Here is a 13002-nt window from a genome sequence, read left to right on the forward strand (position 1 = left end):
CCTATTGCAGGCTACGCACATCGATAATCCGCGCACCCCTGACCCCCAGGGTACGCGCCCACTCTCCCGGATCGGTAGAAGCCCCCAGAGCTGCGGTTTCGCGAATTTCTTCCCCGGCGGCTGCTTCTACGTGCCTCCAACTCAAACCATTTATTTTCGCCGGATCCTGCAGCGAATCTTTAATCGCAGCTTTTTTAGCCCGTTCTACGATCGAGGCAATCATTGCCCCCGAAAGCAAGGCATGCGCATAGATGATTTCGTGTTGACCATTCTCATAGACAACTTCATAGACCTGGGTGCGGGTAGATTCTTCCGCTAACAGCGCCACTAGTTTTTCTCGTAGCTTTTCGCGCCCCTGCCTCGGCGAAGTTCCGGCCTCCGCTTCTACCGGCACGTTTTGCCCTAGGTGGATATCAAATATTTGTCCGGCTTCTTCCAAATTAGGTCGTTCAATGCGCACCCGCACATCTAGGCGCCCCGGTCGCAGCACTGCCGGATCAATCATATCTTCGCGGTTAGACGCCCCAATCACAATCACATTCGACAGGGTTTCCACCCCGTCTATTTCGGAAAGTAGTTGGGGAACAATCATGGTTTCCACATCGGAGGAGATTCCGGATCCTCGGGTGCGAAACAACGCCTCCATCTCGTCAAAGAAAACCACTACCGGGTGTTCGCTGCTGGCTAATTGGCGTGCCCGCGAAAAAATTGCCCGAATCTGACGCTCGGTTTCACCTACGAATTTCGAAAGTAATTCTGGTCCTTTTATCGACAAGAAATAGGAAGATTTCCCGTGGGCGTTAGCCCCCAAAGAAGTAGCCACCGCCTTGGCTATCAGAGTTTTCCCGCATCCGGGCGGACCGTAAAGCAGAATCCCTTTCGGAGCACTCAACCCGTAGCGCCGGTAAAGTTCCGGATGAATAAAGGGGAGCTCGACTGCATCCCGAATGGTTTCTATCTGCTTTTTAAGTCCCCCGATTTGTTTATAGGAAACATTGGGGACTTGGGGAGCCAGTAGTTGTTCGACCTCTCCTCTTTGTACTTTTTGCACCGCGATCCCACTGCGACCTTCCAGCAGCAACGAGTCTCCTACCTCGATTTTCCCAACCAGGGGGGCAGCTAGAGACACGATTTCACTATCGGTATTTGAAAGGCGCACCAGGGCCCGGCCATGCGGCATCACTTCCCCTACCTGCACCAAGGTTCCGGTGCGGGGATAGGACAGAATCTTCGAGACCACCATTTCTTCGTTTACTAAAACTTCGATCCCCACCTGTAAATGTTCAGGTTTGATATCGGGGTGTACCCGGAGCACCATTGGTTTCCCATTTAAAAACAGCCGCACTTTACCGGGGCTTTGGGGGTTTTCCGCAATCACGGCCACGGTTGCCGGAGGTTTAGCTAGATCCGTTATTTGCTGATGAATCGCCACCACTTGTTCGCGAGCAGCTCCCAATGCTGCGGAGAGACGCTTATTTTTTCCCTTTAAGGAGGTCACTTCTCTCTTGAGGTCCTGCAACTGCTCTTCGTGAGGATCTGACATCAGTTTCCTTTCCGTAAACCTCTTTCAGCCTATTAGCTTGCCCCACTACCTAACTTAAATGTCCATGATTACAGATTTTAGGAGGGCGCACCTGGGCTAGTTTCCGGCTCTGGCGGGGGCGCATCTACTGCAGCGCTGTTTCCCCGCACCCAATAATCGGCGCGCTTAACTACGTCACGCCGCACCCGGCGGGTCTTCCGCTCCGCGGGATTACGCTGTCCGATTCGCACTTGTTCCCAATCATCTTCTGAGCTCCACTGCCCACCGTTTATCTTGGCCGCCTTAGGGGTATTTCCAAGTTTTTTCGGTCGCCGTGCCTCCCTTGCCAGTACTCGGCAGGTAACCAGAAACCCGGTATGTCCTACCATTTGATGCTCGGGGCGCAGCGATAACCCCTCGGTATGCCACTGTCTTTGGATAGTCTCCTCGGTGCAGGTAAAACCGAAGCGCCCATCTTTTCTAAGTGCTTCTACCAGGGTAGACACTTGAGTTACAGTGGTTACGTAGCAACAGAGCACCCCGCCGGGAATTAGTAACTGGTGCAGGATATCCAGGTAGCTCCAGGGATCAAGCAGGTCGATGACGGCGCGATCGAAATAGTGGGAACCGTAAACGGCGTCGAGATCCATATCCCCTAGGCGTGCGCGTTGCAGCTGCCAGGCGGGATAAGGACGACCAAACCATAAATCCACATTCGCCTGGGCAATATCGGCGAAGTCTTCGCGTTCTTCCACCGAAACCAACTGTCCAGTTTCCCCGATCATCTCCAGGAGCGAAATCGTAAGCGCCCCGGAACCGGCTCCACATTCAAAAACCCGAGCACCGGTGAAAATATCGGCAGATTGCAGGATTTGCGCCGCGTCCTTGGGATAGATAATCGCTGCTCCCCGCGGCATGGATAGAGTATAGTCCAGGCGGCGAGGACGAAAAGCCAAGAATTCGCGCCCTTCTCGGGAACGAATCAGGCTGCCTTCTTCCCTGCCCAATAAGTCGGCGAGTGGGAAAGAAGCTTTTGCCGTGTTGAACCAGCCCTTTTCGGTAATAGTTACAGTATGTAAATCCCCAGAGGCCCCCTGGAGCTGCACCCGATCACCGAGTCTAAAGGATCCGCGCGGACGCACCGATAAGCCCGGGACATCTGGGTGAGCACGTCCGCTTCTTTTTCCTGGTTCTATCTGATTCATCCCCCTAATCCTAGCTTTTTCTTGCCCGCTTCCGGGTATCAGGTAGCGCCTTACAATACTCTTATGAGTATTTCGACGCGCGCCGCTGCCCTCTCCCCTTCTCGGATTGGTACTTTCCGTAACTGTCCCCTACAGTTCCGTTTCCAAGTGATAGATAAACTACCCACTAAAGAATCTCAGGTGCGCCAACGGGGAACTTTAGTACACGCAGCTCTAGAAAATTTATTTGACCTACCAGCTCAAGAACGTACTTTTGCCGCCGCCGACAGCAAGATGGGGGAAGCCTGGGACAAAACTCTTAACGAAAAACCGGATTTACTTGCCGAGCTTTTTGAGGAAGATAAAACTGAAGAAAACCAGTTCTTAGAAACCGCTCGCCAATTGCTGGCTAACTATTTCCAAATGGAAAACCCCGATCGCCTCGCCCCTGCGCACCGGGAAAAATATCTGCGCGTAACCGATAAAAATCATCTGCACCTGCATGGATATATTGATCGAGTAGATATCTCTCCCACCGGGTTGGTACGGATCGTGGATTACAAGACTGGCAAAGCTCCCGCCGAACGCTATATCGGTCCCTACCAGTTCCAAATTCGTTTTTATGCACTGCTGTGGCACTTGACGCAAGGCCAGCTGCCAACTCGCTTGCAGCTGCTGTTCCTAAAGAACCGGCAGGTCTACACCTACACCCCCACTCCCGCGGATATTGATGCCACCACCGAGGAAATCCTGGCAGTTTGGGAGCAAATCTCTACACAGGCTCATTCGGGATATTTTCCCCCACGCCGCTCCCCGCTATGTAATTGGTGTGATTATCGTGCCTATTGCCCCCTAATGGACGGAGTCGCCCCCGAGATTTCTAGCGAGGGAGTACAGCAATTACTTACTGCCCAAGAAAGTAGCGCAGCGGAAACCGGGAATTTAAGCTAATAGTTCCCGGATATCACTCAGGTGTAGCTGTCCCACCGAATCAAACTTTGCCGCTGGAATGCCCGGCACTTCCCCAGTCCCGACAAGTACCAGGCGCGCCCCGGCATCTTGGCCAGCAGTCAACCCGGGAGCAGAATCCTCTACTACCAGGCAATTTTCTATCGGTACCTTTAATCGCTGCGCCGCCAGGCGGTAGGGATCACCCGTAGGTTTTTGCCGCATATTCGGTTCCGAACCAGTCACCATCACTTCTAAAGCTCCTTCCGGAGCGCTGGCACACACATCGTGAACCAAGATTTCATAGGAAGCGGAGACTAACGCAGTGGGGATTCCGGCCCTGGTCAAGTCCCTTAGCAATTCTTGTGCTCCCGGTATCCAGGGAACCCCTTCCCAGGCATAGAGCTCGTGCATATTCGCGACCATCATCTCCACAGCTTTCTCTGGCTCCAGTGGCAGATTCTTTAGCTCAATCATGAGAGAGGCACTATCGAAAAGTGAATGTCCAGTTAGGGTATCCCCGTCCTCTTCGGTCCAAACTTTTCCGAAACTAGCAACTATTTTTTCCTCGGTGCGTTGCCAGAGCGGTTCGGAATCAATTAAGGTTCCGTCCATATCGAAAAGAACCGCCCCCATATTTAACTCCTTTACTTTAAGCGAAAGCCGAGAGAGCTCCGGCGGCAAGGGCAACTCCTACCGCAGAGCCCAAGACTAACCGATAGATAACGAACGGCGTGAAAGTTTTGGTTTCCAGCAGGCGCATGAACCACACGATTACCGCGTAGCCTACGGCGAAAGCCACTATCGTTGCCAGGATCGTTGGCCCCCAGCCGGCAGGATTATTACCCACCGATTTAGCAGCCTCGTAAAACCCGGAAGCAAAAACTGCCGGCATCGCCAGCAGGAACGAGTAGCGAGCAGCAGCTACCCGGGTAAAGCCCATCAGCCGACCAGCGGTAATAGTTCCGCCCGAACGGGAAACCCCGGGAACCAGCGCTAAAGCCTGCGCGAAACCATAAATAATTGCTTGTACCCAGGAAAGATGATCAAGGGTTTTCTCTTTTTTCCCAAAGCGGTCTGCCGCGCCCAAGAACAAGGCAAACACGATTAGCATCGCCACCGTAATCCACATATTGCGGAACTCTTTTTCAATCCAATCTTGACCGAGCAACCCTAAGATCCCGATCGGCAGCGAACCTACGATAATCATCCAGCCCATACGCACATCTGGGTCACTTTGGGTAACCCCACTGCGAGTGGGCACGAAAGCTTGGAACCATTTACGCACTATCCGAGAGATATCTTTCCAAAAGTAGATGAGGACGGCGCTTTCGGTTCCTATCTGGGTGATCGCGGTGAAGGCGGCACCGGGGTCATCTCCAAACAGCGCCCCTAAAATCCGCAGGTGGGCAGAGGAAGAAATTGGCAAGAACTCGGTAAGTCCCTGCACCAGACCCATAATTATGGCTTCAATGGTATTCACGACCTCCAAGCCTATCCTTTTAGTGGTCACTACTCGCCTTTCCTCTAGGTGTTTTCTCTCACCTCCCCCAGTTCCTCTCTGCTCTGGTACTGCCGGCCTCCCACCTGTAATGCATTTTCTTCGGCTATCGACCCGAAATTCTAAATAGACCTTCCCTGTGAACACTCAATCTGGCCTAGCTTTTTTCTGCTCTTGCGCCGTGCCTGAAAACTTCTCACCTCCTTCCCCTTTAACCTGGGAGTATGGAGAAAAGAAGATTAGGACGCACCGGCCTTATGGTTTCCAGCTTGGGGCTAGGGACTCTCACCTGGGGGCGGGATACCGACCTAGAACAGGCCAGCGAACAGTTGCGGATGTTCCTAGACGCCGGGGGTAATCTGCTTGACACTGCCGCTACCTATGGGGAAGGCGAATCTGAAAAACTCATCGGCACCCTTTTGGACGAGGAGTTTTCCCGCGATGACCTGGTGATCTGTTCAAAAGCAGGAGTAAGAGCAGGCGATCCTCCTTCGGTTGATGCGTCCCGGGCGAATCTATTACGCGGTCTGGACCAGACTCTGGAGCGGCTGGGAACCGCCTATATTGATGTATGGTTTGTCCACCACTACGACCCATTTGTACGGGTAGAAGAGACTTTAACCGCTTTAGAGATGGCACTGCGTTCCGGGCGCGCCCGCTACGTGGGGGTATCGAATTACCCGGCTTGGGCAATGGCAGAACTCGCGGTATTACTGGGGCAGGATCGCTATGAAGTTGCCGCGGTCCAAGGGGAATATTCGTTAGTCAACCGTCAGGTGGAAGACGAGGTACTGGGAGCAGCCGAGCATTTCGACTCCAGCTTTATCGCCTGGTCTCCCCTGGGGCGCGGGGTTTTAACCGGAAAATATCAAACTAGTATTCCGCCAGATTCGCGGGCAGCTTCCCCACATTTACAGGGTTTTGTGTCCCCTTACCTGTCTGCCGAATATCAGCCGATTATCGAGGCCGTGTTAGCGGGAGCTGAAGGCTTAGAGTGGGAGCCCTTAAAACTGGCATTAGCTTGGGTGAAGGATGCTCCTGGGGTCACCAGTGCTTTAACGGGGGCGCGCAGCGCTGGGCAATTTGCCGCGATATTAAAAGCAGCAGATGCGCATGTGCCCCACCAGATACGAGTAGCTTTGAATGAGGCGAGCGAGTAAGGAAACCGGGGAAGACTTAATCGTCTTCGTCGTCCTCATCGTCCTCGTCAAAGTCGTATTCTTCGTCGAGGATTTCTTCTGGTTCGTCTAGGAGATCGTCACCATTTTCTTCGTCTTCGTCGTCATCGTCGAAATCGTAGTCTTCATCCTCGTCCTGATACCCCGATCCGTCTGCTTGGAGTACCTGATCTACATGGTCGAAAAGACTTTCCGAATCGATATCTTCATCCTCGAAAATATCTAGCGGCAGGTCGCAGCCTAATTGGGAATAGAGGGCTTCGTCGTAGGCGGAAAACGCGGCTTCTAGTTTTTCTCCGGCGCGGGCTACCTGCGGATCACAATCTGGATCTTCCGCACCACGCGCCGCCTCTAAATGTGCCTGCAGCGCACCCACAAAGTTATCGAACGTTATTTGTAAACGGTCAGCCACGATACACTACCCCCTGGGCTCCGAATCAACCTGGATGCTTAGGGTAGGTGAAGCTGTCCGCGAATCATGGTCACCATCAAATCGGTACCCTTGATTTCCGCGGTTTCTTCCGATCCGACGATCCGCGTCGTACCATCCGGGTCTACTAGCTGTGAGGCACCACCATCAGGGCCTAACGGCAAAATAACCCATTCCTTACCCGGAGCATAGGTTGTCGAAGGAGGCCGACCGGAAAGCTGATCACGAATATTCGCGATCACCACCCGGGCGTGAGCGCGAGCAGCATCTGCGCGCTTTGATTCCGGCACATCGGTAATGTCGCCCACGGCGTAAACATTTTCCATGTCTTTAACGCGCAGGTGCTCATCAACCATAACTGTGCCATTGGCATGCATGACCTGGGAATACGACCCGTGCAGGTAACCGGAAGAGGTTTGAGCCCCGTAGCACAGGAACCACATATCAGCTTCCACGGGCACCCCCGCCAGGGTCTCTACCTGGAAGGTGGAGAGCATCCCCACATCCGTAGGTGGCATATAGGCTAAGGGCGAGCCGAGTACTAGGTCGATGCCGCGATCTTCTAACTGAGCGGTAATAGTTTCCCGCAAAGAATCCAGGTAACCAGGAGTTCCCAGGATATAGGGCTCCTTGTCCACCATGATGATTTTCATATCCGGGTAAGTGGAGGTTAACTCACCGGCGAATTCTACGCCGACGGTGCCGGCGCCAACCAGCATTACTCGTTTTGCGCGTGCCAAGTTGTCGCGAGTTTGATCTAAACGGGCTTTTGCTACCGAGGCTTGAGAAACCATGTGTTTTGCGGGGAATGGGTAGGTGGTTCCCGTTGCTAACACGAGGAAATCTGCCTCGATGGGATCGTGGCCGGCAACATAAACGGTGCGACCATCTACCCGCATACAAGTTCCATGGACGACTTTGCCACGATCTAACAGCCGACTGTAGGGCATAAACACGGTATGTCCCCACACGGAATCTACTGCCGCCCTCAGCGCTGCCGCGTGATGTACGAACTGGTCTTTTTGTTCGACCAGCGTGACATCAGCCACGTCATCCAGGCCACCTGCCACGGTTATGCCACCGTAACCGCCGCCAATGACAACTACTTTAGCCACGCTACCTCCCCTTTTATCCGTTCTGGTTGGTACCCAAAACAGACGCGAGCTAAATCAGACCGGCAGCTGCCATCGGTCACCCGCTAGAGCGACGAGATGAAGACCTACCAACCTAACGTTCATTTCTTCAGTTCTAGTGTATCTTACGGTATCAAAAAGAATAACTCTTTAGTAACTATCCTACTCGGGAATACGGGTTTTTAGCGCCCTTTTAATATTGGGAGGAAAAAAATTTTCTCCTTTAAGAACTTTCCCATCTTCGCGGTAAATCGGTTTACCCTCGCCATCCAGTTTAGAGAGGTTTGAGGCCTGCACTTCTCGCAGTACTGCCGGCAAAGATATCCCGCATTCCAACGCCATTCCATAAATCACGTAAATCAAATCCGCGAGCGCGTCAGCAGTTTCTACGGTGTCGCGGGTACCGTCGTCGGGTAAAGAAGAAATAGTTTTTTCCAAGAGGCGGCGCGCCTCATCTCCATAAACTGCACCGGTAAGCTCGCTAACTTCCTCGTAGATTAGGCGCATCCGCATATGTATCCGTTCTCGATCTACCTCTGGCTGATCGTGTTTAATCGGCAGCCCGTAGACCTGATGAAACTGACGCACTAAATCTTCGGGACGGTGCGGATCCGGAATCTGATGTTCGGATTTCAGGTTATTTTTTTGTTGGGCTTCCTCGACCTCGTTCATTAAATTTTTCCTTTCCTACTTAGAAGTTGCAAGTAACGCGCTCTGCAGTTGCAACATTGAAGTTACCCAGGGAGCGCCAGGGAATTCCTCCCGGCTGCCCGCTCCCCAAGAAACCCCGATGACGTCTATACCGATGTTACAAGCCGCCTGGTAATCGTCCACGCGATCACCCACCATGACAGCCCGCCTCAGCGCACCAGAGGGAGATAACTGTTGGAGGGCGTAGCGAATAACTCCCTCTTTCCCCCGCCTCAGCTGAGGATTAGCCACATCAGCGGGATTCTCGGCACTAGTTCCCGCTTTTTCTTGGGTTCCTGCCACCCAATCCAGATAGGGGCTTAACCCGGTGGCCTCAGCGATATCGCGCACCAAATCTTCCAATTTGGAAGAGGCGACGGCAGTTTTCAAACCTTCGCTGCGTAAGCGTCGCAGTAGATCCTCCACCCCCGCAAATAGCGGCACCTGGGTCATCCGGGGACGATAATAGCGGCGGTAAACTTCCACTGCCTCATCTAATAGCTCTTCAGGTAAATCTAAATACTGTTTAAACCCGATGCGCAGCGGTGGCCCTACGAAACGTTTAAGCTGCTGGGGAGTTTGTTCGGGCAAGTGATAGTGGGAAATAACTTCCGCAACCGCCTCGGTAATTAAGGGAACCGAATCGGTCAAGGTGCCATCCATGTCGAAAATCACGGTGTCAAAATAACGCTGCCCCACAAACATTCCGTTTCCGCTCTCTAGCTTTTCATTTCTTTAGGGCACCACACCCTGTCCTTATTGTAGGCAACTTTCTTTCCTGGTAAATCGAGGCAGTTTTGCCGCCGGTTTTCTCTTCACTTTTTCTACCAGCACCAAGATGTGCTAATCTCTCTGTTGTCCTCGAGCGCGGGTGGCGGAATCGGTAGACGCGCTAGCTTGAGGTGCTAGTGGCCAACTTAACGGCCGTGAGGGTTCAAGTCCCTTCCCGCGCACCGTCCGTTTTGTCTTTAGCTTTTCTGGCTATTACGTGTTCCTTTTCTATTTCCTACCCGGTTTCCTGCGGTATCAATATACTTTTCACCAGCAGCCTACTCTGCCCGCAGGCACCCTCCTGAAGAATTTCCCAGAACCCTAAAACAGCTACCCAGTTGAACGCCCCCGCATATACCTTTAGCAATAAAGGAAGCCACCCCTTGCGTATATCCCGAAAATTTCCCTCTAGGACTTACGTCCCCGGAAGGCCTTTAGCTCCTAACATGCGGAACTTCCTGCCGTTTATCGTCGAACATTAGGATAAATATTTTGCAAATACAGATTCCCAATTTTTTCAACTTTCCGGACTTACAATGAGTGCGAGTTCACCAGTCTAGGTGGAATGGTTATGCGGCAAGGAGAAAATGATGGCAGCGAAGCAACCGGCGAATATCCGTCCTTCTCGACGTACCTTCTTAAAGTGGTCAGCAATCGCTGGCAGTACTACCGGATTGGTAGCCTGTTCTACCCCCTCGCCCTATTCCCCCGATAAGAACGGAAAGCTGGTGGCTAACGGCACCGGACGCACGGACGTAGATAAGACCGTCTGGTCAGCTTGCACTGTGAACTGCGGTTCGCGTTGCCCGGTGCGCCTGCAGGTAAAAGATGGCCGCGTAGTACGGGTACTACCCGATAACACCGGTAACGATGAGCTTGGCAGCCAGCAGGTGCGAGCCTGTCCGCGTGGTCGCGCTATTAGGCACCGGATTTACAATCCTGATCGGTTAAAGAAACCCATGAAGCGCAAGCCAGGCACCAAGCGCGGCGATGGACAGTGGGTGGAAATCTCCTGGAAGCAAGCCCTTGATGAGATCGCCGAAAAGATGAAGGCACTCAAAGCCAAATACGGAAATGAGTGCTTCTATATTCAATATGGCACCGGGGTTCTCGGTTCCACTATGGCTTGTTCTTGGCCGCCCGAAGCCAGCCCGATGGCGCGAATGCTATCCCTGTACGGGGGCTACCTCGATCACTACTCTGACTATTCCACGACTAATATCACCCAGGCTTACCCCTACTTTTATGGCGAATGGGTAGCCGGCAATAGCTTTGACGACGCTGCAAACTCCAAGTTGCAGGTAATGTTTGGCAATAACCCCTTAGAGACCCGGATGTCAGGCGGGGGACAAACTTTCGTAACTCAAGCCACTAAACGTAAATCTGGCGTTAAAACCATCGTGATCGATCCGCGCTATTCCGAAACCTCAGTAGCGCTCGGGGACGAGTGGGTGGCGCTGCGCCCCGGCACCGATGCCGCCCTCATCGCGGGCATGATTTACGTAATGGTAGAAGAAAATCTCCACGATCAAGCTTTCTTAGATAAATACTGTGTAGGGTTCGATGAGGCACATATGCCCGAGGGCGCACCTAAGGACGCTTCCTACCTGTCCTATCTACAGGGCAAAGGCAAAGATAAAACGGTTAAAACCCCAGAATGGGCCGCTCGGATTACCGGGGTGCCGGCCGCGGATATTCGGCGTCTTGCCCGCGAGATCGCTACCGCCAAGCCCTGCACTATTAACCAAGGATGGGGACCACAGCGTCACGCGAACGGGGAAGGTATCGCCCGCGCGGTTTTCCTGCTGGCCTGCGTAACCGGGAATGTTGGAATTAAGGGCGGCGGCACCGGCGGGCGAGAGGGCGGAAAATCCCTGCCGATCACCCAGACTTTTAATACCGAGGTCGCGAATCCTTCCGAAAAAATTATCTCCGTATTCAGCTGGCTAGATGCTATTGATCACGGCCCCAAGATGGATACTTTCAACGCCGGGGTGGGAGTCAAACCGGAACCGGGCGTGCGCGCCCTGAAAGTGCCGGTAGATGACAACGGCAATCCCACCAACACCAAGTTGGAGGTGCCTATCAAAGCGGTCTTTGCCTACGGCTCAAACTCGACCGTGAACCAAACCGGCGACAACAATAAGTCGGTAGAAATCCTGCAGGATGATACCAAATGCGAACTGATTGTCACCTGCGACATTATGCATACGGTCAGCGCGCGCTACTCTGATTATCTACTGCCGGGCACTTCCACTTCGGAAGAATCTGACTACCATCACGGCGAGAGCGCTACCCCGATGGCTTATGGAATTGTTTCCCAGCAAGCTATCAAACCGCTTTACGAGTGCAAATCTATTTTTGATATTTGCACCGAACTGGCTGATCGCCTGGGAGTTAAAGACAAGTTCACCGGGGGCAAAACTCGCGAACAGTGGCTTAAAGAGATCGTCGAAACTGGTCGCGAGGAAGACCCCACCCTGCCCACCTACGAAGAGTGGAAGAAAGTGGGGATCGTACGCCGCAACGCTGGATCCGATATTCCCCTGGAAGATTTCCGGAAAGACCCGGCAGCGAATCCGCTTAGTACTCCCAGCGGCAAGATCGAGATTTACTCCCAACGCCTGGAAAATATGGCAAAGAAGTGGACCTTCGGAGATTTCCGTCCGCGCCTAGCTGGTGACGAACTCTGCCCCATTCCCGCCCACCTAGCAACTTGGGAGGGAGCCGAGGACGCCGCCAAGAACAAGAAGTATCCGCTGCAGGTAATCGGGCATCACTTCAAGGCCCGTACCCACTCCAGTTACGGCAACGTGGATTGGCTCAAGGAAGCCCATATCCAAACTGTGTGGATGAATCCGAAAGATGCCGAGGAACGCGGGATTAAGAACGATGATTTAGTGTTCATCTACAACGAACGTGGTACTTTGCGCCTGCCCGCCAAAGTAACTACCAGGATTGTTCCGGGGACCATTTCCGTGCCCCAGGGCGCCTGGTACGATCCCAAGCCGGCATCGGAGGTTACTCCCCCCGCGGGAGCCAATCCCAAGAAACCGGTGGACGTGGCAGGTTCAGTAAACACTTTGACCTCTCTGCATCCGACTCCGATCGCTAAAGGTATGGGGGTTCATACCATTTTGGCTCAGGTAGTTAAGGCATAGTTATCGGGAATATTTATAGGTAAGAGGTAAGACCCAATGTTCGGAATCAGTGGCAGCGAATTCTTAGTGCTGGCGGTGATTGCTGCCCTGGTTTTGGGTCCGAAGAACGTGGCGCAGGGGTTAACTGCGCTTCGCAAAGTCCTTACCAGTTTCCGAGGTTGGTCAGCAAAGCTGCGACAAGAAACTTCCGGGGATTTTGCGGGGCTTACTCCTGAAGACCTAGAAAACCTAAAAGTTTTACGGAATCTGAACCTTTCCAGCTATAGCCCCAAGCAGATGATCCGCGAGACCATTCAAGAAGAAATAGAAGCCTGGGCACAGTCAGCTACCCAATCCGGGGAGGTGTTAAAAAATGCCGGCTCCTTAGATGCGGAATACACAAAAGTAAATAACTAAAATTAATTAGGAAAAATATTTTTTATTCGCAGCCTAAATAGAAATAGATGTTTATAGAAAATTATTAGACCTATTCATACAATCCATA

Annotated in this window: 12 protein-coding genes and 1 tRNA gene; 5 read left to right on the forward strand and 8 right to left on the reverse strand. The window is 52.8% G+C overall.

The window, feature by feature from the left end:
* Position 1 precedes the first annotated feature (1 nt).
* Positions 2 to 1543, reverse strand: coding sequence for a proteasome ATPase (arc, locus tag F605_RS0100340; RefSeq protein ID WP_022863926.1), 1542 nt, complete (start codon positions 1541 to 1543; stop codon positions 2 to 4).
* Between the two features lie 77 nt (positions 1544 to 1620).
* Positions 1621 to 2727: a tRNA (adenine-N1)-methyltransferase gene (locus F605_RS08965; RefSeq protein ID WP_022863927.1), complete on the reverse strand. Its 1107-nt coding sequence runs from the start codon at positions 2725 to 2727 to the stop codon at positions 1621 to 1623.
* A 63-nt stretch (positions 2728 to 2790) separates the two neighbouring features.
* Between F605_RS08965 and F605_RS08970 the strand changes: the two genes are divergently transcribed.
* Entirely contained in the window at positions 2791 to 3657 is an 867-nt protein-coding gene (locus F605_RS08970; RefSeq protein WP_022863928.1) for a RecB family exonuclease, read from the forward strand.
* Here the strand turns inward: F605_RS08970 and F605_RS0100355 are convergent.
* Entirely contained in the window at positions 3649 to 4290 is a 642-nt protein-coding gene (locus tag F605_RS0100355) for an HAD family hydrolase (RefSeq protein WP_022863929.1), read from the reverse strand. The two genes, F605_RS08970 and F605_RS0100355, sit on opposite strands and share 9 nt — an antisense overlap.
* Before the next feature lie 16 nt (positions 4291 to 4306).
* Entirely contained in the window at positions 4307 to 5137 is an 831-nt protein-coding gene (locus F605_RS0100360; RefSeq protein WP_027723465.1) for an undecaprenyl-diphosphate phosphatase, read from the reverse strand.
* 242 nt (positions 5138 to 5379) lie between these two features.
* Between F605_RS0100360 and F605_RS0100365 the strand changes: the two genes are divergently transcribed.
* Positions 5380 to 6315 (forward strand): aldo/keto reductase, encoded by a 936-nt coding sequence (locus F605_RS0100365; RefSeq protein ID WP_022863931.1) that lies wholly within the window; start codon positions 5380 to 5382, stop codon positions 6313 to 6315.
* A gap of 16 nt (positions 6316 to 6331) precedes the next feature.
* Here F605_RS0100365 and F605_RS08975 read toward each other — a convergent pair whose 3' ends face one another.
* The 4 genes from F605_RS08975 to F605_RS0100385 form a co-directional block, all read right to left on the reverse strand.
* On the reverse strand, positions 6332 to 6745 hold the full coding sequence (locus tag F605_RS08975; protein ID WP_022863932.1) for a hypothetical protein: 414 nt from the start codon (positions 6743 to 6745) through the stop codon (positions 6332 to 6334).
* Between the two features lie 38 nt (positions 6746 to 6783).
* Positions 6784 to 7878: an FAD-dependent oxidoreductase gene (locus tag F605_RS0100375; RefSeq protein ID WP_022863933.1), complete on the reverse strand. Its 1095-nt coding sequence runs from the start codon at positions 7876 to 7878 to the stop codon at positions 6784 to 6786.
* A 180-nt stretch (positions 7879 to 8058) separates the two neighbouring features.
* A complete protein-coding gene (locus tag F605_RS0100380; protein WP_022863934.1) occupies positions 8059 to 8568 on the reverse strand; it encodes a pyrophosphohydrolase domain-containing protein in 510 nt (169 codons plus the stop codon).
* A 15-nt stretch (positions 8569 to 8583) separates the two neighbouring features.
* The gene (locus tag F605_RS0100385; RefSeq protein WP_022863935.1) at positions 8584 to 9291 is read right to left on the reverse strand and encodes an HAD family hydrolase; all 708 of its coding nucleotides are present in this window, start codon (positions 9289 to 9291) and stop codon (positions 8584 to 8586) included.
* 160 nt (positions 9292 to 9451) lie between these two features.
* Between F605_RS0100385 and F605_RS0100390 the strand changes: the two genes are divergently transcribed.
* From F605_RS0100390 to F605_RS0100400, 3 genes are all read left to right on the forward strand, one after another.
* Positions 9452 to 9539: transfer RNA gene (locus tag F605_RS0100390), tRNA-Leu, on the forward strand.
* Positions 9540 to 9947: 408 nt separating this feature from the next.
* Positions 9948 to 12518: a DMSO/selenate family reductase complex A subunit gene (locus F605_RS0100395; protein WP_022863936.1), complete on the forward strand. Its 2571-nt coding sequence runs from the start codon at positions 9948 to 9950 to the stop codon at positions 12516 to 12518.
* A gap of 36 nt (positions 12519 to 12554) precedes the next feature.
* On the forward strand, positions 12555 to 12914 hold the full coding sequence (locus F605_RS0100400; RefSeq protein WP_022863937.1) for a twin-arginine translocase TatA/TatE family subunit: 360 nt from the start codon (positions 12555 to 12557) through the stop codon (positions 12912 to 12914).
* Positions 12915 to 13002: the final 88 nt, after the last annotated feature.

This window comes from Varibaculum cambriense DSM 15806 (genome assembly GCF_000420065.1).
In the GTDB taxonomy this organism is placed as follows: domain Bacteria; phylum Actinomycetota; class Actinomycetes; order Actinomycetales; family Actinomycetaceae; genus Varibaculum; species Varibaculum cambriense.

Coding starts and splice junctions, on each gene's coding strand:
- arc (WP_022863926.1), bottom strand. CDS start 1,543: ATGTCAGATCCTCACGAAGAGCAGTTGCAGGACCTCAAGAGAGAAGTG.
- F605_RS08965 (WP_022863927.1), bottom strand. CDS start 2,727: ATGAATCAGATAGAACCAGGAAAAAGAAGCGGACGTGCTCACCCAGAT.
- F605_RS08970 (WP_022863928.1), top strand. CDS start 2,791: ATGAGTATTTCGACGCGCGCCGCTGCCCTCTCCCCTTCTCGGATTGGT.
- F605_RS0100355 (WP_022863929.1), bottom strand. CDS start 4,290: ATGGGGGCGGTTCTTTTCGATATGGACGGAACCTTAATTGATTCCGAA.
- F605_RS0100365 (WP_022863931.1), top strand. CDS start 5,380: ATGGAGAAAAGAAGATTAGGACGCACCGGCCTTATGGTTTCCAGCTTG.
- F605_RS0100380 (WP_022863934.1), bottom strand. CDS start 8,568: ATGAACGAGGTCGAGGAAGCCCAACAAAAAAATAACCTGAAATCCGAA.
- F605_RS0100385 (WP_022863935.1), bottom strand. CDS start 9,291: ATGTTTGTGGGGCAGCGTTATTTTGACACCGTGATTTTCGACATGGAT.
- F605_RS0100395 (WP_022863936.1), top strand. CDS start 9,948: ATGGCAGCGAAGCAACCGGCGAATATCCGTCCTTCTCGACGTACCTTC.
- F605_RS0100400 (WP_022863937.1), top strand. CDS start 12,555: ATGTTCGGAATCAGTGGCAGCGAATTCTTAGTGCTGGCGGTGATTGCT.